This window comes from Cohnella silvisoli, assembly GCF_021190915.1.
GTDB classification, from domain to species: Bacteria; Bacillota; Bacilli; order Paenibacillales; family Paenibacillaceae; genus Cohnella; species Cohnella silvisoli.
Map to the genome: position 1 here is coordinate 166,563 of NZ_JAIOAP010000008.1, position 24,818 is coordinate 191,380.

At 51.1% G+C, this 24,818-nt stretch carries 22 protein-coding genes; all 22 read left to right on the forward strand.

The genetic code is table 11. The features are described 5' to 3' along the window. The first annotated feature begins 27 nt into the window (after positions 1-27). The 22 genes from K7P76_RS16495 to K7P76_RS16600 all read left to right on the forward strand — a co-directional run bounded on the left by K7P76_RS16495 (position 28) and on the right by K7P76_RS16600 (position 24,584). Complete coding sequence (locus K7P76_RS16495) at positions 28-1,065, forward strand: aspartate-semialdehyde dehydrogenase (RefSeq protein WP_232186402.1); 1,038 nt, start codon at positions 28-30, stop codon at positions 1,063-1,065. Between the two features lie 84 nt (positions 1,066-1,149). Further along, entirely contained in the window at positions 1,150-2,382 is a 1,233-nt protein-coding gene (gene dapG / locus K7P76_RS16500; protein ID WP_232186403.1) for an aspartate kinase, read from the forward strand. A gap of 14 nt (positions 2,383-2,396) precedes the next feature. Continuing rightward, entirely contained in the window at positions 2,397-3,275 is an 879-nt protein-coding gene (dapA, locus tag K7P76_RS16505) for a 4-hydroxy-tetrahydrodipicolinate synthase (RefSeq protein ID WP_232186404.1), read from the forward strand. Positions 3,276-3,490: 215 nt separating this feature from the next. Next, positions 3,491-5,170: a ribonuclease J gene (locus K7P76_RS16510; RefSeq protein WP_232186405.1), complete on the forward strand. Its 1,680-nt coding sequence runs from the start codon at positions 3,491-3,493 to the stop codon at positions 5,168-5,170. Between the two features lie 156 nt (positions 5,171-5,326). Beyond that, positions 5,327-6,076 (forward strand): ClpP family protease, encoded by a 750-nt coding sequence (locus K7P76_RS16515; RefSeq protein ID WP_232186406.1) that lies wholly within the window; start codon positions 5,327-5,329, stop codon positions 6,074-6,076. Beyond that, positions 6,073-6,333 carry a YlzJ-like family protein gene (locus K7P76_RS16520; RefSeq protein WP_232186407.1) on the forward strand — a complete coding sequence of 87 codons (261 nt, stop codon included), beginning with the start codon at positions 6,073-6,075 and terminating at the stop codon, positions 6,331-6,333. The genes K7P76_RS16515 and K7P76_RS16520 overlap by 4 nt, the downstream gene beginning before the upstream one ends. 63 nt (positions 6,334-6,396) lie before the next feature. Next, a complete protein-coding gene (locus tag K7P76_RS16525) occupies positions 6,397-9,030 on the forward strand; it encodes an FtsK/SpoIIIE family DNA translocase (RefSeq protein WP_232186408.1) in 2,634 nt (877 codons plus the stop codon). A 129-nt stretch (positions 9,031-9,159) separates the two neighbouring features. Next, positions 9,160-9,939 (forward strand): spore cortex-lytic enzyme, encoded by a 780-nt coding sequence (gene sleB, locus K7P76_RS16530; RefSeq protein ID WP_232186409.1) that lies wholly within the window; start codon positions 9,160-9,162, stop codon positions 9,937-9,939. Positions 9,940-10,070: 131 nt separating this feature from the next. Continuing rightward, the gene (gene yfmF / locus K7P76_RS16535) at positions 10,071-11,351 is read left to right on the forward strand and encodes an EF-P 5-aminopentanol modification-associated protein YfmF (protein WP_232186410.1); all 1,281 of its coding nucleotides are present in this window, start codon (positions 10,071-10,073) and stop codon (positions 11,349-11,351) included. Positions 11,352-11,353: 2 nt separating this feature from the next. Continuing rightward, the gene (yfmH, locus tag K7P76_RS16540) at positions 11,354-12,634 is read left to right on the forward strand and encodes an EF-P 5-aminopentanol modification-associated protein YfmH (RefSeq protein ID WP_232186411.1); all 1,281 of its coding nucleotides are present in this window, start codon (positions 11,354-11,356) and stop codon (positions 12,632-12,634) included. Beyond that, positions 12,631-13,365, forward strand: coding sequence for an elongation factor P 5-aminopentanone reductase (gene ymfI, locus K7P76_RS16545; protein ID WP_232186412.1), 735 nt, complete (start codon positions 12,631-12,633; stop codon positions 13,363-13,365). Before yfmH ends, ymfI begins: the two co-directional genes overlap by 4 nt. Positions 13,366-13,459: 94 nt before the next feature. Next, positions 13,460-13,714, forward strand: coding sequence for a DUF3243 domain-containing protein (locus K7P76_RS16550; protein ID WP_232186413.1), 255 nt, complete (start codon positions 13,460-13,462; stop codon positions 13,712-13,714). Between the two features lie 238 nt (positions 13,715-13,952). Continuing rightward, positions 13,953-14,723 (forward strand): DUF3388 domain-containing protein, encoded by a 771-nt coding sequence (locus K7P76_RS16555; protein ID WP_232186414.1) that lies wholly within the window; start codon positions 13,953-13,955, stop codon positions 14,721-14,723. A gap of 42 nt (positions 14,724-14,765) precedes the next feature. Further along, positions 14,766-15,617: a helix-turn-helix domain-containing protein gene (locus K7P76_RS16560; protein ID WP_232186415.1), complete on the forward strand. Its 852-nt coding sequence runs from the start codon at positions 14,766-14,768 to the stop codon at positions 15,615-15,617. Between the two features lie 112 nt (positions 15,618-15,729). Further along, complete coding sequence (locus K7P76_RS16565; protein WP_232186416.1) at positions 15,730-16,221, forward strand: YajQ family cyclic di-GMP-binding protein; 492 nt, start codon at positions 15,730-15,732, stop codon at positions 16,219-16,221. Positions 16,222-16,305: 84 nt separating this feature from the next. Further along, complete coding sequence (gene rimO, locus K7P76_RS16570; protein WP_232186417.1) at positions 16,306-17,634, forward strand: 30S ribosomal protein S12 methylthiotransferase RimO; 1,329 nt, start codon at positions 16,306-16,308, stop codon at positions 17,632-17,634. Further along, a complete protein-coding gene (gene pgsA, locus K7P76_RS16575) occupies positions 17,631-18,209 on the forward strand; it encodes a CDP-diacylglycerol--glycerol-3-phosphate 3-phosphatidyltransferase (RefSeq protein WP_232186418.1) in 579 nt (192 codons plus the stop codon). Before rimO ends, pgsA begins: the two co-directional genes overlap by 4 nt. A 34-nt stretch (positions 18,210-18,243) precedes the next feature. Continuing rightward, complete coding sequence (locus tag K7P76_RS16580; protein WP_232186419.1) at positions 18,244-19,503, forward strand: competence/damage-inducible protein A; 1,260 nt, start codon at positions 18,244-18,246, stop codon at positions 19,501-19,503. A gap of 267 nt (positions 19,504-19,770) precedes the next feature. After that, positions 19,771-20,829 (forward strand): recombinase RecA, encoded by a 1,059-nt coding sequence (gene recA / locus K7P76_RS16585; RefSeq protein WP_304518408.1) that lies wholly within the window; start codon positions 19,771-19,773, stop codon positions 20,827-20,829. 118 nt (positions 20,830-20,947) lie between these two features. Continuing rightward, positions 20,948-21,898: a regulatory protein RecX gene (locus tag K7P76_RS16590; RefSeq protein WP_232186421.1), complete on the forward strand. Its 951-nt coding sequence runs from the start codon at positions 20,948-20,950 to the stop codon at positions 21,896-21,898. Positions 21,899-22,154: 256 nt separating this feature from the next. Next, positions 22,155-23,696: a ribonuclease Y gene (gene rny, locus K7P76_RS16595; RefSeq protein WP_232186536.1), complete on the forward strand. Its 1,542-nt coding sequence runs from the start codon at positions 22,155-22,157 to the stop codon at positions 23,694-23,696. 93 nt (positions 23,697-23,789) lie between these two features. Next, positions 23,790-24,584, forward strand: a complete 795-nt coding sequence (locus tag K7P76_RS16600; protein ID WP_232186422.1) for a TIGR00282 family metallophosphoesterase — start codon at positions 23,790-23,792, stop codon at positions 24,582-24,584. The last annotated feature ends 234 nt before the right edge of the window (positions 24,585-24,818 follow it).

Here is a 24,818-nt window from a genome sequence, read left to right on the forward strand (position 1 = left end):
CCGCATTCGAGGGGAGAGAGATACCAAGTGTCGACACAGCCGTTGTTTAATGTCGCCGTCGTGGGAGCGACAGGTGCCGTTGGAGAACAAATCCGCAAAATACTTGAAGAACGCAACTTCCCGATCGCTAGTCTAAAGCTGCTTTCTTCTGCCCGTTCAGCGGGTTCGATCATTGAATTTAACGGCAAGAAGATTACCGTGGAAGAAGCCACGCCCGAGAGTTTTCGCGGCGTAGATATCGCGTTGTTTAGCGCCGGCGGAGACGTAAGCAAAGCGCTCATCCCGCATGCGGTCGAGCATGGCGCCGTATGTATCGATAACACGAACGCTTATCGGATGGATCCGGATACACCTCTTGTCGTGCCCGAAGTGAACTTGGATAAAATCAACGAGCACAGAGGCATTATCGCGAATCCGAACTGCTCTACCATTCAGATGGTAGCGGCATTAAAGCCGATTTATGATCGGTACGGCATTTCGCGAATTATCGTATCCACATACCAAGCGGTATCGGGTGCCGGAGCTTCCGCGGTAACCGAGATGCTAAGACAATCCAGCGAAGTGTTGGCTGGAAACGACGCTAAGCCTGCTATCCTTCCGGTTTCCTCTTTGCCGGTGAAGCACCAAATCGCTTTTAACGTCATTCCGCAAATCGATAAGTTCCAGGATAACGGATTTACGTTGGAAGAGATGAAGATGATTCGCGAAACGAAGAAAATCATGGGTGACGAATCTTTGGAAGTAACGGCAACTTGCGTTCGAGTACCTGTCGTATACGGTCATTCCGAATCGGTATACGTCGAATTAAAGAATGATTTCGATATCGATGAAATTAAAGCGCTGCTGTCCGATTCTCCGGGCATTGAATTGGTTGACGATCCTTCTGGCCAACAATATCCGCTTGCAACGGACGCTGCCGGCAAGAATGAGGTTTTCGTAGGACGCATACGCCGCGATCTTTCCAACCCTCGTGCTCTGAATATGTGGATCGTCTCCGACAATCTTCTTAAGGGCGCTGCTTGGAATGCAGTGCAAATTGCCGAGTATATTGCGATCCAGCAATAATAAAATTAAATTAAACATCGCGATAGTTTTCCTCTCTATTTTTCCCCTCGACTACCCATTCTTACAGGAGCGGAGGAAGACGAGATGGACCTGATCGTGCAAAAATTCGGAGGGACGTCGCTGTCCGACGAGCAAAGTCGGCGCCACGTCCTCCGTCATATTGTCAGGGAACATGAAGCAGGAGTTAACCTAGTTGTTGTTGTATCCGCAATGGGACGCAGCGGTGAAGCTTACGCGACTGATTCGCTGCTCGATCTTATTCGACAGAACGGGAACGCTCTTCCTTTGCGCGAGCGGGATTTACTGCTCTCCTGCGGGGAATTGATATCCGCATCTATACTGTGCAGTTTACTTAACGCAGAAGGCATACCTTCCGTTGCTTTAACGGGAGGACAGGCGGGTATTCTAACCGATAACCGCTTTGGCTCCGCTCGTATTGTGGAAATCAAAACGGATCGAATAAATCAATGCTTGGCTGAAGGTCGAGTTGTCATCGTAACAGGATTCCAAGGAATGACAACGGATGGTGAGATAACGACGCTTGGTCGCGGCGGGAGCGATACTTCCGCAACCGCGCTGGGAGCCGCATTAAGTGCGGATATCGTTGATATCTATACCGATGTGGACGGAATATTAACGGCTGATCCGCGATGGGTGAGCAATGCCCGGCCTTTAGCTGCCGTGAGCTATGAAGAAATTTGTAATATGGCTCAGAATGGCGCGAAGGTTATCCATCCAAGAGCCGTAGAGATTGCAATGAAAGCGGGGGTGCCCGTCCGCGTACGCTCCACCTTTTCCGAAGGAGAAGGGACGCTGGTCACCCATGCGCAAATTCTTCGCAGCCAAGGCATATGGACGGACAAAACGGTCACGGGACTAGCTCATGTAAGAGGCGTGACCCAGCTAGCCGTGCTGAATCAAGACGGCCTTGCCGATCTTCAGTTGCGCGTATTTCGCGCTATGGCAACCCACGGGATCAGCGTTGACTTTATCAATGTGATGCCTACCGGAGTCCATTACACGGTATCCGACTTGGATACCCCCATTGCCATACAGATGCTGCAAGGTTTAGGATTTGAGCCTAATGTGCGAAAAGGATGCGCTAAAGTATCCGTAATCGGCGGCGGGATGAACGGGGAACCGGGAGTTATGGCCGTCATTGTGGAAGCGTTGACGAACTCGAGCATTCCCATCTTGCAATCTGCAGACTCTAACACAACGATATGGGTGCTTATATCCGAAGAAGATTTAGCTGAGGCGCTGCAAGCTTTGCATACGGCTTTCGGACTACATCTTTCTCCAGGACTGGGAATATAGAAGGAGGAATAGCAATGAGTTTCGGGCGTTTGATTACGGCAATGGTTACACCTTTTAACGAACAGCTCCAGATCGACTGGGAAGCTACGGCTCGGCTGATCGATTATTTGATCGAGGAGCAAAAGTCCGACAGCTTGGTTATATCGGGAACGACGGGCGAGTCCCCGACGTTATCGGACGAGGAGAAGGTTGCGTTATTTCGTTTCTCCGTCAAGCATGCTGCTGGACGCGCGAAAATTATAGCCGGGACGGGCAGTAACGAAACCGCCCATTCCGTGCAATTGACCAAGCAGGCTGAACTAGCCGGCGTTGACGGGATTTTGTTAGTGGCGCCTTACTACAATAAACCGAGTCAAGAAGGCATTTATCAGCACTTCCGTACGATTGCCGAGGCGACTACGCTTCCGGTCATTCTGTATAATGTGCCTTCCCGTACGGTTGTCAGCCTATCTTCGGAAACGACGCTGAGGCTAGCGCAAATCCCGAACATTGTTGCGACCAAGGAATGCGCATCTCTGAGTCAAATGATAGAAATCGTAAGCGGCGCACCGGAAGGCTTTGTTCTTTATAGCGGAGATGATGCGGTTACGCTTCCTACTTTGTCCGTGGGAGGATACGGGATTATCAGCGTCGCCAGCCATTTGATCGGCGCGAAGATGAAAGAACTAATATCCGCTTACCTCGAAGGCCGGGTTCAAGATGCCATCGCCATTAACGCGGAATGTTACCCGATATTTAATGGACTGTTTAATTGTCCGCATCCGGTTCCCAACCCTGTTGCCGTTAAATATGCGCTCTCCCGGCGCGGGGTACCTGTCGGCGGAGTTCGTCTGCCGCTTGTGCCGGCGACAGACGCGGAAGCGAATTTCTTGAATAACCTGCTTGATGCTTAATCAAGAGATCCGTCGGTCGCTCTGTCCGTAATTTGCGAAAACCGATGTCCTCAGGATGTCGGTTTTTTGTTAGGGAAATGATAAGATCGTCGATCTTGTAATTCTTGTTTTGCATCATGTATAATGGTTGAGAGTGATTGGGTGCGGCCAATAATTATGCAAATTGAAAATTTAATATCGATCGGGATCGTCGAATTGATCTAGGAGGTACTGAAGTGTCAAAGAAGAACAGCCAAGACAAATTACTGATTTTCGCGCTCGGTGGCGTTGGCGAAATCGGCAAAAACATGTATTGCATCCAGTATGGCAACGACATCGTGGTCGTAGACGCTGGATTGAAATTCCCGGAAGAAGAGATGCTCGGAATCGACGTCGTTATCCCGGATATCAGCTACTTGTTGGAAAATCGCGATAAGGTAAGGGCTATCCTAATAACCCATGGACACGAAGACCATATCGGCGGACTTCCTTACGTACTGAAGCAGCTTAATGTTCCGATCTACGGAACAAAGCTGACATTAGGCTTGGTAGAAAACAAGCTGAAGGAAGCCGGCTTGCTCGGGGATACGAAACGTCATTTGATCAACGAATCTTCGGAACTGACGCTAGGTACGATTAATGCTAGCTTTTTCCGAACGAATCACAGTATTCCGGATTCCGTCGGCGTGTGCTTGGAAACACCGGAAGGACTGGTCGTCCATACGGGCGACTTCAAGTTTGACCATACGCCGGTCAACGACCAATTCGCTGACCTGCAGAAGATGGCTGCTATCGGCAGCCGCGGCGTGTTGGCTTTGCTGTCGGACAGCACCAACGCGGAACGCCCCGGCTATACGCCATCCGAAAGCAATATCGGCAAGGAATTCGAATCGTTATTCCGCAGCGCGAAGCAACGCGTAGTCGTCGCAACGTTCGCATCCAACGTACATCGGATTCAACAAGTGATCAATGCTGCCGCTGAAACCCGCCGTAAGATGACGGTTATCGGCAGAAGTATGGTTAACGTCGTAAGCATCGCTTCCGAACTAGGCTACTTGACGATACCGGAAGGCATGTTGATCGAGCCGGAGGAAGTGAACAAGCTTCCTGCGGACCGCGTTGTTATCCTGTCGACGGGAAGCCAAGGGGAGCCGATGTCGGCATTAACCCGGATGGCCCGTTCCACTCATCGGAAAGTCGATATTTTACCGGGAGATACGGTTATTATTGCGGCAACTCCGATTCCGGGTAATGAACGTTACGTTGGACGAACCGTTGACGAGTTAATGCGTCTAGGCGCAAGCGTCATCTATGGTCCAGGGTCCGTCTCTGGCGTGCACGTATCCGGACACGGGAGCCAAGAAGAACTTAAGCTCATGCTTAACCTGATGCGCCCGCAATATTTTATACCGATACACGGTGAATACCGGATGCTTCGCCATCACGGGCTGCTAGGCGAAGCTGTAGGCATTCCGAAGGAAAACATATTCCTGTTAGACAACGGGGATACGGTTGAACTTCAGAATGGTACGGCACGCAAAGCAGGAAAGATTCCTGCCGGCAACGTATTGATTGATGGTCTGGGCGTAGGCGATGTGGGCAATATCGTTCTTCGTGATCGCAAGCTTTTGTCACAGGACGGTATTCTGGTTGTCGTTGTTACGCTTAGCAAACAAGACGGCACGATTATGTCGGGACCGGATATTATCTCCCGCGGTTTCGTATACGTACGGGAATCCGAAGGATTACTCGAAGAAGCGAATCGCATCGTAACGAGCACCTTGCACAAACTTATGAACGAGAACGTTAACGAATGGGCGTCGCTGAAGACGAATGTCAAAGACGCGCTCGGCCGTTTCTTGTACGAACAGACGAGAAGAAGACCGATGATCCTGCCGATCATCATGGAAGTGTAGAACAATTAACCCACACTCATCTAAAACCGTTTTCCACCGCTTAGGCGGCAGGGAAACGGTTTTTGTTTGCGTTCGCGCAACCTCCAACGGGATAAAGCGCAGTGTAAAGCCCATACTATGTCAAACCGTGCAAACAAACTGATAGGGGGGCTCTTGATGAGCGATAAAGCGATACCGGGTGAAACGGCGGAGCAGCCCGCTTCGCCCGAAGAAGGACGGAAGGCGGCTGCCGTAACGGAAACGATCGTACAATTAGGGCAAACCTCGGTCCCTGCGAGCGAGAGCAACATATTTTGTTTGACGATTATCGGCCAAATCGAAGGCCATCTCATGCTCCCTCCGCAAAATAAAACGACCAAATACGAGCATGTCATCCCTCAGCTTGTCGCGGCCGAGCAGAGCCCAAAAGTGGAGGGGCTTCTCATCGTTCTCAATACCGTAGGAGGAGATGTGGAAGCGGGGCTTGCGATCGCGGAGATGATTGCTTCTCTTAGCAAGCCAACGGTAACCGTCGTGCTTGGAGGAGGGCACTCCATTGGCGTTCCGATCGCGGTTTCGGCGAATTATACGCTTATAGCCGAGACGGCTACGATGACCATTCATCCCATAAGGATGAACGGACTCGTCATCGGGGTTCCCCAAACGTTCGAGTATTTGGAGAAAATGCAGGAACGGGTTACCCGGTTCGTTACTCGACATTCCCGGATTACCGACGAGACTTTTAAGGAGCTTATGTTCAAAACGGGAGAACTGACAAGAGACATCGGAACGACTGTAATCGGCGGAGATGCGGTAAAGCATGGTTTAATCGATGCGGTTGGCGGACTTGGTGAAGCGTTGCGGGAATTGAACCAACGAATAAGCGAACGTAAATCAAGAGTCGAGGAAGGGGTGTTGTCGGGATGACCTTATACACGGCTATGCCCTTGGAACTTGTGCTCGACGGCATTCAGAACGAGCCGGGACCTTTTGTCGAGGTAACGATACAAGGTGTAACTATGCAGCTTCAACCAGTCGCCCCCGGAATCGGACGCATCGTTCGTCTTCTCGCCGCTCCCTTGAGTTGTTATTTGCTTCCCGAGTACTTACCCGGTCGAACGATCTGTTTTCATCCTACTTCGGAACTACCCCTAATGCCTGAGCGCTCCGACTTTACAATGTAAGACGGGTTATTCTGCCAACCTCCCGCCAACTGTGATATAATGTTGAACCGGGAGGTGGCAAATATGGCCAAGCGTAAAAAGAAACGAGCCTCGTTCGGAGCTAACTTGAAATATGAGGTTTACGGAATTCTGCTCATCACGATTTCCGTCATCGCCATCTCCGGAGAAGCTGCCGTAGGGCGGTCACTTTCCAAATTGTTCGGATTCCTATTCGGCATCCATTATTATTTAATTGCATTAGCCGGCATCTGGGTTGGTTTATATGTGATGATTAGGAGAACTTGGCCGCGGGGTTGGACATCCAGACGCTCGGGATTCGTGCTCGTTTCCTTAGGCGTTGCATTATGGAGCGCAATGGCGGCCATTGACAATAGCCTCGGATTTATCGATTCCGTATCTCCTTCGAGCATCTTAAACCAAACGATGAACCAGCTTAAAGAGCAGCTCTGGAAAGTACCGCCCGCGCAGGATGTCCCGATTACCGAGAAAGATATCGGCGGAGGAATGGTCGGTGCCCTTCAATATTCCGTGCTTTACTGGCTCTTTGGTTATTACGGCGCTAAATTCGTTCTTATCATTGAATTTGCCATCGCTTTGTTGCTTATTACCAACCGGTCTTACGTGGAAATGGGACGTTCCGTACGGTTGTTCTTGCTAAGGGTAATGCCTTTGCTTGCAGCGCGTCTGTCTTCGGGACGAAAATTGCTTACTGCGAAAGCGATTCCGGTCAAAGGCTCCGGCAAAGCGAATAAAGCAGCCGCTCAAACGGTTATTCCGGCTATTCCAGCCATTCCCGACGATGATGGGGTGGACGAGCCGTTGCTCAATCCGCGGCAAAGAAAAACGCCGTTGTTTTTCCAACTGTTCCATGGCAAACCGGAACGGGAAACGAACGCTTCCCATGAGGACAACTGGGACGACGAACAACCGATTATGTATGCGGGCAAACAAGCAACAGTACCTGATCCATCGTTCGATCGCGAGACATTAGCGCGGTCTCCGGTTGAAGCCGCAGTGGTGGAAGCGGAGATTGAGCAGCCGATAACGCCGAGATTTACGGATTTCACGGCGCAAGGTTATCCCGATGAGGATTGGGATGAGGATGCCATCGTCGAACAGCAGGTTATGCCGTTATCCATTGAATCCAATCGAGAGTCCGGATTAGATGCGGATTTCGACGATGAGGATTTGGATTTGGAATCCGATCAAGATCCGATTCCGGAGACGGCCGCAGCGATTAAGCCGAAACCGGTTCGCAAAGTGCCTAAGCCTTATCGTCTTCCGGGCATGAACTTACTCGAGAAGCTGACGGGAGGCAACAAGGCCGGCAATGCCGCAGACTACATGAGCACGGCTCGAAAGTTAGAGGCGACGCTCGAGAGCTTCGGCGTAAGGGCCAAAGTGTTAGACGTAGCCCGGGGACCGGCCGTTACTAGGTACGAGCTGCAGCCGGACGTAGGGGTTAAAGTAAGTCGGATCGTTAGTCTAACCGACGACATTGCGCTTGCGCTCGCTGCCAAAGACATCCGGATGGAAGCGCCTATTCCGGGTAAAGCCGCTATCGGCATTGAAGTGCCGAACAATGAAGTAAGCGTCGTTACGCTCCGGGAAGTGTTGGAGACTCAACCTTTCCAAGAATCGCAAGCGAAGCTGACCATCGCTTTCGGCCGCGATATATCGGGGCAGCCGATCGTAGGCAACTTGGCTAGAATGCCTCATTTGCTCGTTGCCGGAGCGACAGGTTCGGGTAAATCCGTCTGTATTAACGGAATTATTACGAGTTTGCTTTATAAAGCGAAACCGGAAGAAGTCAAATTTCTGATGATCGATCCGAAAATGGTCGAGCTTAACGTGTATAACGGAATTCCTCATCTGCTCGCGCCCGTAGTGACCGATCCGAGAAGAGCTTCGCTTGCCCTTAAGAAAATCGTCGTCGAAATGGAGAAAAGGTACGAGAAATTTTCGAAATCGGCAACGCGGAATATTGAAGGCTACAATGCTTTAATGCTAAGCGGCGATAATCCCGACGCCGTTCTGCCTTATATCGTCGTCATCGTGGACGAGCTTGCGGATCTGATGATGGTTGCCGCCGGCGATGTCGAGGACGCGATTTGCCGTCTTGCCCAGATGGCGCGTGCTTCGGGCATTCATTTGATCATTGCAACGCAAAGACCGTCCGTTGACGTTATTACCGGCGTAATTAAAGCCAACATCCCTAGCCGAATCGCGTTCGGCGTCTCTTCCCAAGTCGACTCTAGAACGATTCTGGACATGGTAGGAGCAGAGAAACTTCTAGGTCGGGGGGATATGCTCTTCCTGCCGATGGGAGCTTCTAAACCAATCCGAGTCCAGGGCGCATTCCTATCCGACGGGGAAGTGGAGTCGGTTGTCGCTTATTGCAGAGGACAAGCCGAAGCGGAATACATCGATGACCTGGTTCCTGAAATCGACGATTCGGCAAACGATACTTCCGACGAGAAGTTGGACGAGCTGTTCGATCAAGCCGTACATATCGTGCTTGAAGCTAAACAAGCTTCCGTATCGCTCCTTCAGAGGCGCATGCGTATAGGCTACACCCGTGCCGCAAGACTAATCGACTCGATGGAGGCCAAAGGTGTTGTCGGTCCGTATGAGGGCAGCAAGCCCCGCGAAGTGCTCATGACGATGGAACAGTACCAGCAAAGAATTCCTTCTTAAAAGATTGCCCGTAAACCCGAAATGGGTGCACGGGCTTTTTTGCGCATAAAAAATGGTATAAGAGGCTTTCACCTTTCTAATACTAACGGTCGAAGATACTACATGAAATAAGGAAAGGCGTGACCTCGAGTGAGTTATCGTCTCGTGATTTTGACAGTATGCGTCGTATTTGGATTGCTTGGGCTGTATACGTTGCAGCACACGACCCAAAGCCGCGAAACGTTTAGCAGCGCTACCCTCAAGATGGGCTCATCGGGCAAGGACGTGTACGAGCTCCAAGGCCGACTGAAAGCGCTTGGGTATTTCAACGGCAAAGTAGATGGCAATTTCGGGGACAGCACGAAAAACGCCGTCACCTGGTTTCAATGGAAATTCGGAATGAAGTCGGATGGCATTGTGGGCGGCAAGACAAAGCTGAAGCTGTGGAATGCGACGAAAGATTGGAAGCCGACGGCGGAAGATTTGCCTCCAACGACTGGCGGCAACAATAATACGGGGGAAGGCACCTCGTCCGGCGGAACCGACAAGCTGCCCGCTTCGAACAATCTTGGGTTCACGGAGAAGGATTTGAAGTTCATGGCTAACGCCGTATACGGGGAATCGCGGGGAGAGCCGTACGAAGGACAGGTCGCGGTCGCTGCGGTCATTATTAACCGGGTGAAATCGCCGGAATTCCCGAATACGGCTACGGGCGTTATTTTCCAACCAGGTGCTTTCACTGCGGTTGCCGACGGGCAAATTTATTTGACGCCGAACGATAAAGCGATTAAAGCGGTCAAAGACGCCATGAGCGGCTGGGACCCAAGCGATGGCTGCCTCTATTACTTTAATCCGGACACGGCTACGTCCAAATGGATTTGGACCCGCCCGCAGTACAAAACGATCGGTAAACATATCTTTTGCAGGTAGCCTCATTAGAGTCAAAGTCTGGTTCACGCTTAGCAGTCAAGCCTTTAATTTCCAACATTTGCTTCCTGCTCGTCCAATCGGTTAGAATGGTGCTGTTCAAGAAGCGATTTTAGTCAAAGGGGCTTGAGATCATGTCGGAACAGTTCCAGAGAGGTGTATGGGGACGGCTGCACCTGCACGTATTGCCGACCAAGAGGTTCAAGACGTTCGCCTTGTCTTTATTTGCAGGTGTTCCACTATCCGAAAACGGGGTAACGCCAATCGCGCTTACCCCGTTCGTGCTGCGCCGGGGAACGAAATCCTATCCCGAAACGCTATCGTTCAGGGAGCGGTTAGATGATTTGTACGGCGCCGGATTCGGCTTCGATTTGTACAAACGGGGCGACCATCAGGTCGTCCAATTCCGGCTGGATATCATTAATGACCGGTTTGTATCCGTCACGGATTCGTTACTTGGAGAAGCGTTGTCTTTCCTTGGGGAGGTTCTGACGAGCCCGGCCTTGGAAAACGATAAATTCCGCAGCAAATACGTGGAAGCGGAGAAAAAGACGGTAGCGAAACGCATCGATGCGATCATCAACGACAAAATCCGTTATGCGTCGGAACGGTGCGTCGAAGAGATGTGCAAGGATGAGCCTTATCGCTTGCCCGCTCTGGGGCGCAAGGATGAGCTCGCCGCTCTGAATGCGGAATCGCTTTACCAAGCTTATCGGAAATGGCTCCAGGAAGCTTCTTTCGATCTCTATGTAGCGGGCGATACGACGTTGGAAGAAGTGCAAGCTTTCGTCGAGAAGTCGTTCTTGCTTCCGGAAGGTCAACCTTCAAGTTACTCCGCTCCTAAACTAAGAGCAGCAAGACCTGAAGTGCAGACCATTACGGAGCGGTTAGACGTTGGCCAAGGGAAGCTCAATATGGGACTTAGGGTTGGCGCAACCTATGGAAGCGAGCAATATGCGGCGCTGCTCGTATATAACGGTTTGTTAGGCGGATTTCCTCATTCCAAGCTCTTTGTGAACGTTAGGGAAAAGGCAAGCTTGGCTTATTACGCTTCTTCCAGGCTGGATGGGCATAAAGGAATTTTAACGCTTCAGTCCGGCATCGAGGTCGTTAATTACGAGCGTGCCGTTAAAATTATCCGCGAGCAGATCGAGGCAATGAAAGCCGGGGATTTCGCCGAAGAGGATTTGCGGCGAACGCAAGCGATGATCGTGAATCAGCTGCGAGAGCTGCAAGACTCGGCTTTCGAAAGAATTTCTTTCGATTTCAGCAACGTCCTGTCTGGCGTTGAGCGCTCCGGGGAAAGCTTTATTGCCGAAATTCAGGGAGTAACGCCGGAAATGGTGAAAGCAGTTGCCCAAGATGTTAATTTAGATACGATTTACTTCTTGCGTGACCGGAAGGAGGAAGGCTGACGATGGCATCTACACCTTACCCTAAGCTCCAAGAGACGCTTTGGCACGAGAAGCTAGAGAACGGTTTAGAGGTATTCATTCTCCCCAAACCCGGTTTCACCAAAACTTATGCGACGTTCACGACGCGTTACGGTTCGATTGACAACCACTTCATTCCTCCCGGCGGCAACGAGATCAAAGTTCCGGACGGCATCGCGCATTTTCTGGAGCACAAAATGTTCGAGGAGCCCGAGGGGGATATTTTCTCCCAATTCGCCTCCCAGGGCGCTTCCGCGAATGCTTATACGAGCTTCGATAGAACCGTTTATTTGTTCACGGCTACCCACGAGGTTGAGGCGAATCTGGATACTTTGCTCCATTTCGTGCAAAATCCTTATTTCACGGACGAGAACGTGGATAAGGAGAAGGGCATCATCGTGCAAGAAATCGATATGTACCGCGACAATCCGGATTGGCGCGTCTATTTCGGATTAATCGAGGCGTTGTACCAGAAGCATCCGGTGCATATCGATATCGCGGGTACCGCCGACTCCGTGCGATCCATTACTAAAGAAATGCTTTACGATTGCTACAGAACATTTTACCATCCTTCGAATATGACCTTGTTCGTCGTCGGGGGCGTTGATCCTCAGGAAACGATGGAGCGGGTTAAACGGGATCAAGCGAGTAAATCGTTCCCGCCCGGAGGGGAAATCAAACGTTTATTCGAAAATGAACCCATACAGGTTAAGGAACCGAAAAGAGAGCTGCAACTTCCCGTTTCTTTGCCGAAATGTTTGTTCGGGTTCAAGGAGGAGCCGGGCGAGGCTAAGGACGCGGTTCGCCGCGAGCTGGCCAGCAAGCTTATGCTGGAGGCGCTGTTAGGAGCAAGCTCGACGCTGTACCAGCAACTGTACGATGACAACCTGATCTCCGATGGGTTCGGTCACGAATACAATACCGGCCCGGGTTATTCGTTCTCCATGATTGGCGGAGAGACGAGGGATCCCGATGAACTGGTCGCCAAAGTTAGCGAGGCGTTGTATGCAGCGGCGAAGAACGGGATTTCCAGCGATATTTTCGAGCGGACGCGCCGCAAGAAAATCGGGGCTTTTCTCCGCATGATGAACAGCCCTGAATCGATCGCGAGTGAATTTACCCGTTTTCGCCACAAAGGCGGAGACCTGTTCGAACTCGTGGAAATGTACGAGAGTTTGACGCTCGATGAGATCAATCAACGGATCAAGGAGCATGCCAACCCGGAGCGGCGGGCGGTTTCCATCGTGCGAAGCGGTTCGGCATGAAGCGCGTCGCGCTTGTGACGGGCGGTTCTCGCGGAATCGGAGCCGCGGTAGCCCGGCAATTGGCATCGGACGGCGCCGATGTCGCTATCCAGTATTACTCCGCCGAGGATGCGGCGGAAGCCGTTGCGAGCGAATGCAGGAGCTTCGGGGTCAGAGCGATTACGGTGCGGACGGATCTTCGCTCCAAGTCATCCGGCTTAAACCTGAAGCTCCAGTTAGAACAACTCGAATGGTTTCCGAACATTGTTGTCCATTGCGCGGGTATTACGCATTACGGCTTGCTTGAGGATACGGAAGAGCAAATCTGGGATGACCTGATGAACGTAAATCTTAAAGGCGCTTATTATTTAACCCAATGGTTCGCCCCCTCTATGAGATGGCAAAGGTGGGGGCGTTTCGTTCACATTAGCAGCGTATGGGGGGTGACCGGGTCATCCGGGGAAGCCGCGTACGCCGCTTCCAAAGGAGGTCTCAACGCTTTCGCCAAATCGATGGCTAAGGAATTGGCTTCCTCGGGCATAACGGTTAACGCGGTAGCTCCGGGAGCGATAGATACCGATATGCTCGCATCACTTGGAGCTGAGGAGCGAGAAGCGTTGCTCAAGGAAATTCCAGCAGGCAGATTAGGACAAGCGGAGGAAGTCGCCGGGTTGGTTCGTTTTCTCGTGTCGGACGGCGGCAGTTACATGACGGGACAAATTATCGGATTAAACGGCGGTTGGCATATGTAATGGCTTTGATAACGATCGGCTCGTATACATACGGACTTTTACGGACATATTAGCGTTGAGCTTTTATCCCCAACCATCGTTAGGAGGCTGCTCAATGTCAACCGTTCTTAGCAATTACGATACTTGGAAGAAGTTTTTAGGCGATCGCGTAGAGGCGGCCAAAAAACTAGGCATCAATGAAGAAGCCATCTCGAAGCTCGCATACGAAATCGGTGAATTTCTGGATCAGAAGGTCGATCCGAAAAACGACGAAGAACGTGTGCTCAAGGAATTATGGGATGTGGGCGATGAGTCCGAACGCAAGACAATGGCGCGCCTGATGGTTAAATTGGCGGGTAACGAAACCTAATAACCCGCAACAAAGGAAGCCTCCGCAGGGAGGCTTTCTGTTCAACTATTGTAAACCGTTTACGTTCCCGGATTAATTTGTAGGCCTTTCGAAGTAATAATCGCTTTTATTTTGCAGGATAATGACGAGCGTTGTAGAATAAAAGAGAAAGCTGAAATAAAACGGCGGCTTCACCCGTTCAAATGGCGGGTAAATACGATTATTGGCATTATTTTCCGTAATTTGAATGAGGTGCAGGATGGAACCCAAACAATGGTACATGGAGTATAAAATTCACAAAAATCGCCCCGGGCTGTTAGGCGATATCGCTTCATTGCTTGGGATGCTGGAAGTGAATATTTTAACGATTAACGGCGTCGAAGATAGAACCCGCGGGATGCTGCTGCAAACCGATGATGAAGAGAAAATCGAGTTGCTCGGCAAGATGCTGCGAAAAGTCGAGAATATTACGATTAATACATTGCGTCCGCCTCGATTAACCGATATATTGGCGGTTCGGCACGGGCGTTATATTGAGCGGGATTCCGATGACAAGAAGACGTTTCGGTTCACGCGCGACGAATTAGGGTTATTGGTCGACTTTCTGGGCGAATTGTTCAAACGGGAAGGAAACCAAACGATCGGATTGCGGGGAATGCCGCGGGTTGGGAAGACGGAATCGATTATCGCGGGAAGCGTTTGCTCGAACAAGCGCTGGGCGTTCGTCTCCTCTACTTTGCTTCGCCAAACCGTAAGAAGCCAGCTGTCCGAAGAAGAAATGAACCCGAACAACGTATTTATTATCGATGGCATCGTCAGCACTATTCGTTCGAACGAGAAACATTACGCATTAATACAGGAAATTATGGCTATGCCTTCAACCAAAGTGATCGAGCATCCCGATATTTTCGTGCGGGAATCCCAATTCGATTACGACATATTCGATTGTATCGTAGAATTGCGCAATTCGCCTGACGAAGAAATTACGTACGAAACTTTTACGACGGCAGGATTAAACGACGATTTCTAACCTTACATACGCCAACACCATGAATATCCGGAGGTGAAAGGCATGTCCGATTTGGGCGCCCTGCTTCGCAAAGCTCGAGAGCAGCGCGGTTACACACTAGACGACATTCAAGAATACACCAAAATACGCAAAAGATATTTGGAAGCGATCGAGACGGGCGATTACAAAGTGTTGCCGGGCTCTTTCTATGTGCGGGCCTTCGTGAAAACGTATGCCGAAAGCGTCGGATTGGATGCTGAAGAGGTGCTGCGTTTATACCATAAGGAACTGCCCCAACCGCCCGCTGCGGAAACAGTTAGGACAGAACCTCGGATTAAAGCCGGAAGACGAAGCGTGCAGCATAACGACCGCTGGGGTAAAGTAGCCGTATCTTTGTTGATGTGGGCTTTTCCTATTTTGATCGTTGTCGTCGTTTATATTTATTTGTCCAACAATAAAGGCCCGGGAACTCAGGAGCTTAATACTAACCCGCCTATTACGACCCAAACCGCTTCGCCGAGCGCATCGGAAACCGTATCGCCAAGCACGACACCATCTGAAAGTGTAACTCCACCGCCTCCAGCGTCCAATGCGGTGACGCTTACGCTTAAGGAAACGCGAAACAACGTTAATTATTACGAAGTAACTCCAGGAACCGGACATAAGCTTAAGCTGGAGATAACGGGAGAAAGCTGGATTGAAGTTCGAGCGGATGGAAAAAAAGGGAAGAAGCTATTTTACAAAAGCGTGAGGGAAGCCCAACCTTTGACGTTTGATATGACAACACCGCTTTACGTTAGTGTCGGTCGTACGGACCACGTGACGTTTTACGTAGACGATGTTACCTTCGATGATGGCAATAAACCGGGAACGACGAGATACATGTTCACTCCGGCAGCCGGAACCGTACAATAAGGACAATTCCATGATAGGCCCTCCAAGGAGGGCTTTTTTGTTTTTAACGAGGACGTCACTCATGCTATAATAATGGGAAAATAGGGTATAAAACGAAAGGAAGCGGTTTGTAATGGCATCGGAATATTCGTTTGACGTCGTGTCCAAAGTCGACATGCAGGAAGTGAATAACGCGGTTCAGCAAGCTCTGAAGGAAATCGAAACGCGCTTCGATTTTAAGGGCAGCAAGAGCAACATTACGCTGGAGGACGAGCAGCTTGTCGTCGCTTCGGATAGCGATTATAAGCTCAAAAGCGTCGTGGACATTTTGCAGACTAAGCTGATTAAACGCGGCGTTCCTATCCTTAATATGGATTATGGCAAGATCGAGCCCGCCTCGGGAGGGACCGTGCGCCAGAACATCAAGATGAAGCAGGGTATCGACCAAGAAAACTCGAAGAAAATGAACGTCCTGATCCGGGATTCGAAAATCAAGGTGAAAAGCCAGATTCAGGGCGACCAACTGCGGATTACCGGTAAAAGCAAGGACGACCTGCAAGCCGTTATGGCTCTGTTAAGAGGAGCGGGTTTGCCGCTGGAACTGCAATTTATCAACTATCGGTGAGATGTAAGCGATTTTGACACGTCCGAGGGGTTCGTTTATACTGTTGTGTGATAAGAACGGACGAACGTTTGGGGGAAGTCATCCATGATTGAGAAAGTCAGCGTCGTCACGCTCGGCTGCGAGAAAAATCTAGTCGACTCCGAGATTATGTCGGGGCTCATTCACAAGCGGGGATTCTCGCTGGTAGAGAAGCCGGAAGACGCGACGGTCATTATTGTTAATACGTGCGGGTTTATCGATGCGGCGAAGGAAGAGTCGGTGAATACGATTCTTAATCTAGCTGAATTGAAGGAAACGGCTCGTTTGAAGGCGCTTATCGTTTCGGGCTGTCTAACCCAGCGATATAAGAAAGAGCTCATGGAAGAGATGCCCGAAATTGACGGGATCGTTGGCACGGGGGATTTCCATCGGATCAATGAAATTATCGACGAGGCGCTTCGCGGACGCAAGCCGGTCTACGTGGGCAACCCCGTGTTTAATTACGAAGAAAATTTGCCAAGGCTGCTCAGTACCCCTCGTCACACGGCTTACGTGAAGATCGCCGAGGGCTGCGACAATGCTTGCACGTTCTGCAGCATTCCGATCATGCGGGGGCAGTTCCGCAGCCGTTCGATCGAGTCTATTCTGGCTGAGGTGCAGATGCTTGCCGATCAAGGCGTCAGGGAAATCAGCTTGATCGCTCAGGACTCAACGAACTATGGAACCGATTTATATGAAGGTTTTAAGCTGCCTGAGTTGCTTAATCGCGTTAGCGAGGTTCCCGGGATTGCTTGGGTAAGACTGCATTATGCTTATCCGGGTTTCTTCACCGATGAATTGATCGATACGATCGCGAGCAACCCTAAGATTTGCAACTATATCGATATGCCTCTACAGCATAGCGAGGATTCCATCTTAAAAAGAATGCGTCGGCCAGGACGTCAACGCGACGTTCGCGAGCTGGTTGGCAAAATTCGTTCGCGCATTCCGGAAGTGGCGCTTCGCACATCCATGATCGTCGGATTCCCGGGCGAAACGGATGAGGATTTCGAGAAGCTGTGCGAATTCGTTCGCGAGATGAAATTCGACCGGCTAGGCGTGTTTGCTTACTCCCAAGAGGAGGATACGCCCGCGCATCGCTTGCCGAATCAGTTGCCGGACGAGGTGAAGCAATTCCGTCAGAATACGCTGATGGAAATTCAGCGCGAGGTTGCGACGGGCAATTCCGCTAAATACGTCGGCCGCACCATCGACGTGCTCGTTGAGCGTTACGATGGACGCAGCGATGTTTTCATCGGAAGAAGCCAATATGATGCCCCTGAAGTGGATGGGGAAGTTTATATTTCCAATTGTCCGGTGCAAATCGGCGAAATGGGCAAGGTTAGAATTACCCATGCTTACGAGTATGATTTGTCAGGGGAGGGAATTGCGTGAACCTTGCCAATCGGATCACGCTCGTAAGAATATTTCTTGTGCCGGTCGTGACCATTTTCCTGCTGATCAAATTGGATGTTGAGCCGCTCACCATTGGCAGTTATTCGATTTCCTATAATCAGGTGTTTGCTCTCTTATTGTTCATCATCGCGGCAAGCACCGACGGCTTGGATGGTTATATTGCGCGCAAACGCAAAATCGTCACCAATTTAGGGAAATTGCTTGATCCGTTGGCTGACAAACTTCTCATGGCGGCAGTGCTTATCGCATTGGTCGAGATGGAGAAGCTGGGTGCTTGGGTGGCAATCATCATTATTAGCCGGGAGTGGGCGGTAACCGGACTCAGGCAAGTTGCGTTATTGGAAGGTGCCGTACTCGCAGCAAGCAAATGGGGCAAATGGAAAACAGCGGTGCAAATTACGATGATTATCGTACTGTTGTTAAACAACTTCCCCTTTAACTTCCTAGATTTGCGCATCGATCTGATCGTCGTATGGGCGTCGGTACTCATTACTGTCTACTCGGGCGTCGATTATTTCGTGAAAAACAAAAACTTGATCCCGGTTTCCGACTAAGCACCGGAATTAGCCGGATATAACGAGGTGCGTCATGAGAGCAGAAATCATCGCTGTCGGCACGGAATTGCTCCTCGGTCAAATCGTAAACACGAACGCCCAGTATCTGTCGAGAGGTTTGGCAGAGCTGGGCATTGATGTTTATTATCAGACTGTGGTGGGCGATAACAAGGAAAGATTGATGCAAGCGATCGATATCGCACGGGGAAGAGCGGATTTGCTCGTGTTTACGGGCGGGCTTGGCCCAACGCTAGATGATCTGACGCGGGACGCGCTTGCACAATATTTGGGTCGCGGAATTGAACTGCATGAGCCTACGATGAACAAAATCATAAGCATGTTCGCGGGTCGAGGCGGCACTTTCGTGGAAAGCAACCGCCGCCAAGCTTTATTGGTGGAAGGGGCTGCGCCGCTTCGGAATGATACGGGTTTGGCGGTCGGAAACGCTTTGAAGTCGGATGGGACGTGTTATTTGCTGCTCCCAGGTCCGCCTCGCGAGATGAAGCCGATGTTTGACAATGACGGAGCGACATGGTTGAAGGAACAGCTCGGTCCAGTGATGACGCTGCATTCCGTTATGCTCAAATTCGCTGGAATCGGAGAATCGGGGCTTGAGGACGTATTGATCGATCTCATTCGCGAGCAGCAGGATCCGACGATTGCCCCCTATGCGAAAGAAGGGGAAGTAGCCGTTCGCGTGTCTACGAAAGCCGCGGATGCGGAAGAAGCTTCACGCAAGCTTGATGGGACAGTGACGGAAATCCGTCGGCGCACGTTGGCTCATTTATATGCGGAGGAAGACGTGCCTATTGAAGCCGTGATCGTGCGGATGCTGACTGAACAGGGAAGGACTTTGACGTTGGCGGAAAGCTGCACGGGGGGCATGGTGTCGGAGCTCATAACGACGATCCCGGGCAGCGCGGTCGTTTTTCTGGGCGGAGTCGTCAGCTATAGCAATCAGATGAAAATACAGCAGCTAGGCGTTTCCGCCGAACTGCTAGAAGGGCCGGACGCTCCAGGCGCGATCAGTTCGGAGACGGCCGCTGCTATGGCGAAAGGCATGCGGCTGGCTGCCGATTCGGATTTCGCGGTGTCGATTACGGGCAATGCCGGTCCCGCCGCGGCTGAAGGCAAGCCGGTTGGCCTCGTTTATATTGGCTTAGCCGAACGGGGACGGGAGACGCGCGTGGAGAAGCTGCAGCTTGCCGGCGACCGCGAAGGCATCCGGCTTCGCTCCGCTAAGCGTGCGTTGTATATGCTATGGCAGACTTTGGCCGGACAGGGCAATGGTTGAGCGGACTCGCGTGCTGAAGGGACGGGCCGCGGTGGCTGTTCTCCGAAAGGCTCTCTAACCATTATCACACGGATAAAATTGTCGATACTTGTCAATTCATCGGAGTTATGTTAAAGTCTACTAGAAAGTTGCGGAAGAACCGTAGCGAAGATTACTTTGCTGCGGTTCTTTTTTCGTAAAAAAATCGAACAAATGTTCTCAAAAAGCTTGGCAAATGATTGAAAACACGGTATGATAAAACTATCAAAGGATAAGGATGTGGGTGTGTTGTCGGATCGTCGCGCCGCATTAGACATGGCTTTGCGCCAGATTGAAAAGCAGTTCGGTAAAGGCTCGGTAATGAAGTTAGGGGAAAACGCGCATCTTGCGGTTGAGACGGTTTCCAGTGGCGTTCTAGCGTTGGACATTGCGCTCGGCATAGGCGGATATCCGCGCGGGCGGATCATAGAAGTATACGGACCGGAATCATCCGGTAAAACAACTGTTTCCCTTCACGCCATCGCGGAAGTTCAACGCGCGGGCGGAACGGCAGCATTCATTGATGCGGAGCATGCACTTGATCCGGTCTATGCGAGAAATCTCGGCGTTAACATCGACGAGCTTCTTCTCTCCCAACCGGATACGGGCGAGCAAGCTTTGGAAATTGCCGAAGCGCTCGTGCGCAGCGGCGCAGTCGATATTATCGTCATTGACTCCGTTGCTGCGCTTGTGCCTAAAGCGGAGATCGAAGGCGACATGGGAGATTCCTTCGTCGGCTTGCAAGCCCGTCTGATGTCTCAGGCGATGCGCAAGCTGTCCGGAGCGGTCAGCAAGTCGAAGTGTCTTGCGATCTTCATTAACCAACTTCGTGAGAAGATCGGCGTCATGTTCGGCAATCCGGAGACGACCCCGGGCGGACGCGCTTTGAAATTTTATGCCAGTGTACGGCTCGATGTTCGTCGCGTTGAAGCGATTAAACAAGGCAACGACGTAGTCGGCAACCGGACCAAGATTAAAGTCGTTAAGAACAAGGTAGCTCCTCCGTTCAAGCAAGCTGATGTTGATATTATGTACGGCGAAGGCATCTCCAAAGTCGGAAGCATCGTCGACATCGGCGCAGAGCAGGATATTATCCAGAAGAGCGGCGCTTGGTTCTCATACAATAGCGAACGGCTTGGTCAAGGTCGCGAGAACGCGAAGCAATATTTGAAGGACAACCCGGAAGTTTCCGAGAAGATCGAGATGCAAATCCGCGAAGCTCTTCTCAGCTCTTCGTTGTCGGCACCGAAAACCGGCGCATTCGCTGCAAGCGATGACGACGACAGCGAATTTGGCGAAGACGATTAATTGACCGTTTACTTAAGAGCTATGACTAACGTAATTAAATAAGAATTCATAGATTTATACACTGAAGGCGGCATATTTTGCCGCTCTTTCTGTTTTTGCGGAAGGAGGAGGTTCTGGGATGTATAAGCCCAGTCGTGGGGGCAATAGGGGAAGCCGAAAGGCAGGTCGGTACAACGATCGAAATGACAGCGCAAATACCAACAATAATAACGCAGGTGCAGCTTCGGGTTTTTCCGTCCTCGGAGCGACCGTGATTTCAATAGAGACACATCCCAAGCAACCTTACATGTATCGCGTCGCTCTAAAGTTGAAATTGGATGAATCGGAGCCAGAGACTCGGAGTCAGACGGATTTTGAAATAGAGAAAACGGAACAGGTATCCAGTGATTGGTCGGATGAGGTCGATGCTCTCATTGCCGGAGCGCAATCGATGGGCGGTTTAGACGAAGCGCTGTTAACGGTCCATGAGGATACTCTCGTTAGCTGGCGGTTGCTGAAAGGCCGAGAGTTATCGGCGGAGGAGTACGCAAAACTCAAGGAAGATGAGCAGAAGGAAGACGCTTATCGAGTTGCGCTTGCGATGTTGGAACGCAAGGCACGCACAACCGCTGAGATGTCCAGGGCGCTTAAGCGCAAAGGATATGTCCCAGACGTCGTGGCGGGGTGTCTCGAACGTCTGCAAGCACGCGGGATGTTAGATGACTCCGCCTATGCCAAGCGGTTCACGGAGCAGCGTGCGATCGGTCAGAGCAAAGGTCGGATGCTTATCAAACAGGAGCTTCTTCAGCGGGGAGTGCGGCGGGAAGACGCGGAGCAAGCGATCGGCGAGCTGGACGGGCAGATCGAGCAAGAGTCCTGCTTCATTCTAGCGCGCAAGAGGTGGCCCAATATTAAAGGAAATGACAGGGAGCGCAAACAGAAGCTGATGGCGATGCTCTTGCGCAGAGGTTACCCTTCGGGAGTGGTTAGATCGGCGATCCAGCAAGTTGCATCCGAGTTTGCGGAACCGGAATACGAGTCCGATTTCGACGAGAGCGATCCGTTCGATTCCGAATATTTGGATGATTAATGGAAAGAGCAGGAAGTGTTGTAAAGTAACCTACGAACCTTGCTTGACAATCTAATTTAGCAAAAGATAAAATGATTTTGTATTACATCTTCCCATTCTGATCGTTTTTCCTTCCAAGAAGCGATCCAGAATATGTTTTTTCGACACTTTATGCTTTGTTCACATGTAATCAAACGGTTTGGAAACCGGAAAATCAATTGAATAAGTGTCCCCAAGCGGTTGCCTTGGTGATGCAACGAGGAGGTGAAAGACCGTGATAGATTCATGGATCTGGATCTTGATCGTTCTCGTTGTTGGCGTCCTAAGCTTTGGGATCGGTTATGTCGCACGCAAATCCATTGCGGAAGCCAAAATCTCTAGTGCCGAAGCGGCTGCCATTCAGATTGTTGAATCTGCCAAGAAAGAATCGGAAGCCGTTCGTAAAGAAACGGTGCTGGAAGCCAAAGACGAGGTGCACAAGCTCCGCAACGAAGCGGAACGCGATATTCGCGAGCGCCGCAACGAAATTCAACGCCAAGAGAGACGGCTATTGCAGAAGGAAGAGTCGCTGGATCGCAAACTCGAAGCGCTGGAACGTAAAGAGGAGCAAGTCGCCAACAAAGAGAAACGTGTAGAAGAGACTCAAGATCAAGTTGAAGTGCTGCACAAGCAGCAAATGCAGGAATTGGAACGCATCTCGAACTTGTCCACGGAAGATGCCAAACAGATGATATTGTCGAACGTGGAGCAGGAAGTGCGTCACGAAACCGCGCAACTGATCAAGGAAATCGAACAGCAAGCCAAAGAAGAAGGCGACAAGAAAGCGCGAGACATTATCTCGCTCGCCATTCAACGTTGCGCCGCGGATCACGTGGCGGAGACGACGGTATCCGTCGTTACGTTGCCTAACGAAGAGATGAAAGGCCGCATTATCGGCCGTGAAGGCCGGAACATCCGTGCGCTTGAGACGTTGACGGGGATAGACCTCATCATCGACGATACGCCGGAAGCGGTCATTCTATCGGGCTTTGATCCGATTCGCCGTGAAATTGCACGGACCTCCCTGGAGAAATTGGTTGCGGACGGAAGGATTCACCCGGCCCGCATCGAGGAAATGGTGGAGAAGTCACGCAAGGAAGTCGACGAAAGAATTCGCGAGTATGGCGAGCAAGCAACCTTCGAGGTTGGCGTGCACGGCCTGCATCCGGATTTGATCAAAATTCTTGGACGTCTGAAATTCCGGACGAGCTACGGCCAGAACGTGTTGAAGCATTCGATGGAAGTTGCCTATTTAACCGGCCTGATGGCTGGGGAATTGGGAGAAGACATCACGCTTGCTAAACGCGCCGGCTTGCTGCACGATATCGGCAAAGCGCTCGACCACGAAGTGGAAGGCTCGCATGTCGAGATCGGCGTGGAATTGGGCAAGAAGTACAAGGAACATCCTGTGGTCATCAACAGCATCGCGTCCCATCACGGCGACGTGGAAGCGACCTCGGTTATCGCGATGCTCGTCGGCGCCGCCGACGCGCTCAGCGCCGCACGACCGGGCGCACGCCGCGAAACTTTGGAGACTTACATTCGCCGGCTCGAGAAGCTGGAGGCGATCTCCGAATCGTTCGAAGGCGTCGAGAAATCGTACGCGATTCAAGCCGGACGCGAAGTTCGCGTCATGGTGCAGCCAGAGAAAATCGATGACACCGAGGCATTCCGTCTGGCTCGGGATATTACGAAGAAGATCGAGGGTGAACTGGATTATCCAGGCCACATCAAAGTTACGGTCATTCGTGAAACCCGTGCCGTGGAATACGCCAAATAATTTACGGAATGCAGGGAAGGCTGAAAAGTGGCTGCGGCAAATGCAGCCACTTTTCCCTTTTTCAACCCTTCAGAAAGCATAAGGTGAGAGAATATGAAAGTAGTTTTTATCGGTGACATTGTCGGAAATATCGGCCGGGATACCGTAAAACGGTTACTGCCTTGGATTAAGGACAAATATAATCCCCATATTATTATCGCTAACGGCGAGAACGCCGCGGGCGGACGCGGCATTACCGCAACGATCGTTCGGGAGTTGTTCGAATGGGGCGTACACGGAATTACGATGGGTAACCATACATGGGATAACCGCGAGATTTTTGAGTTTATCGATGATGAGCCGCGGTTGATTCGTCCTGCCAACCTGCCGCCGGGAACTCCCGGACGCGGCAGCATGATCGTCAAGGGGAACGGCAAGGAGCTTGGCGTCGTGAACTTGATCGGTCGTACGTTTTTGCCTCCGGCAGACTGCCCTTTCCGAACCGCAGATGAAGAGATCGAGGAGCTTCATCGGCAAACGAAGTGCGTGCTCGTTGATTTTCACGCCGAAGCGACAAGCGAGAAAATCGCTATGGGTTGGCATCTAGATGGATACGCATCGCTCGTGGTCGGCACGCATACGCATGTTCAGACGAACGATAGCCGCATTTTGCCGGAAGGTACGGCTTACTTAACCGATGCGGGAATGACGGGACCGCGCGATGGGGTTCTCGGGATGGACAAAGAGACGGTGCTGCGTCGGTTTATAACCGGAATGCCTGCCAGGTTTACCGTTGCCGAAGGCAAGTGGACGTTAAACGGGGTGTTCGTGGATATCGACGAATCGACAGGAAAAGCGGTAAAAATTCAAAACATTTCCGTAGATGAGGATTCTTGGATCGCTGTTTAGAGGTGTTTAGAATAGATGGAACATTTTCATGACCAAACGGCTTAGGAAAAGAAGGAATTATCGTCCGGGTTACCGAATAAGTATGCCTTAGTGGGCCCATCCTTTGCTTTCCGTTTAGTTACCTACGCAACCGCATAGCTGTGCCCAGCGCAGCGTACGGTTGCCATACCGATGCAACCGACGTAGTCTCGCCTGCGTTGCGTTCATTCCCGATGCAACCGATGAAATACGCGG

What these genes read in the sequence shown, in the direction of transcription:
- K7P76_RS16565 (WP_232186416.1), top strand. Translation starts at nt 15,730, where the DNA reads ATGGCATCGGAATATTCGTTTGACGTCGTGTCCAAAGTCGACATGCAG.
- K7P76_RS16590 (WP_232186421.1), top strand. Translation starts at nt 20,948, where the DNA reads ATGTATAAGCCCAGTCGTGGGGGCAATAGGGGAAGCCGAAAGGCAGGT.
- ymfI (WP_232186412.1), top strand. Translation starts at nt 12,631, where the DNA reads ATGAAGCGCGTCGCGCTTGTGACGGGCGGTTCTCGCGGAATCGGAGCC.
- dapG (WP_232186403.1), top strand. Translation starts at nt 1,150, where the DNA reads ATGGACCTGATCGTGCAAAAATTCGGAGGGACGTCGCTGTCCGACGAG.
- K7P76_RS16555 (WP_232186414.1), top strand. Translation starts at nt 13,953, where the DNA reads ATGGAACCCAAACAATGGTACATGGAGTATAAAATTCACAAAAATCGC.
- K7P76_RS16515 (WP_232186406.1), top strand. Translation starts at nt 5,327, where the DNA reads ATGAGCGATAAAGCGATACCGGGTGAAACGGCGGAGCAGCCCGCTTCG.
- K7P76_RS16550 (WP_232186413.1), top strand. Translation starts at nt 13,460, where the DNA reads ATGTCAACCGTTCTTAGCAATTACGATACTTGGAAGAAGTTTTTAGGC.
- dapA (WP_232186404.1), top strand. Translation starts at nt 2,397, where the DNA reads ATGAGTTTCGGGCGTTTGATTACGGCAATGGTTACACCTTTTAACGAA.
- K7P76_RS16525 (WP_232186408.1), top strand. Translation starts at nt 6,397, where the DNA reads ATGGCCAAGCGTAAAAAGAAACGAGCCTCGTTCGGAGCTAACTTGAAA.
- yfmH (WP_232186411.1), top strand. Translation starts at nt 11,354, where the DNA reads ATGGCATCTACACCTTACCCTAAGCTCCAAGAGACGCTTTGGCACGAG.
- K7P76_RS16580 (WP_232186419.1), top strand. Translation starts at nt 18,244, where the DNA reads ATGAGAGCAGAAATCATCGCTGTCGGCACGGAATTGCTCCTCGGTCAA.
- K7P76_RS16520 (WP_232186407.1), top strand. Translation starts at nt 6,073, where the DNA reads ATGACCTTATACACGGCTATGCCCTTGGAACTTGTGCTCGACGGCATT.
- rimO (WP_232186417.1), top strand. Translation starts at nt 16,306, where the DNA reads ATGATTGAGAAAGTCAGCGTCGTCACGCTCGGCTGCGAGAAAAATCTA.
- K7P76_RS16560 (WP_232186415.1), top strand. Translation starts at nt 14,766, where the DNA reads ATGTCCGATTTGGGCGCCCTGCTTCGCAAAGCTCGAGAGCAGCGCGGT.
- yfmF (WP_232186410.1), top strand. Translation starts at nt 10,071, where the DNA reads ATGTCGGAACAGTTCCAGAGAGGTGTATGGGGACGGCTGCACCTGCAC.
- K7P76_RS16600 (WP_232186422.1), top strand. Translation starts at nt 23,790, where the DNA reads ATGAAAGTAGTTTTTATCGGTGACATTGTCGGAAATATCGGCCGGGAT.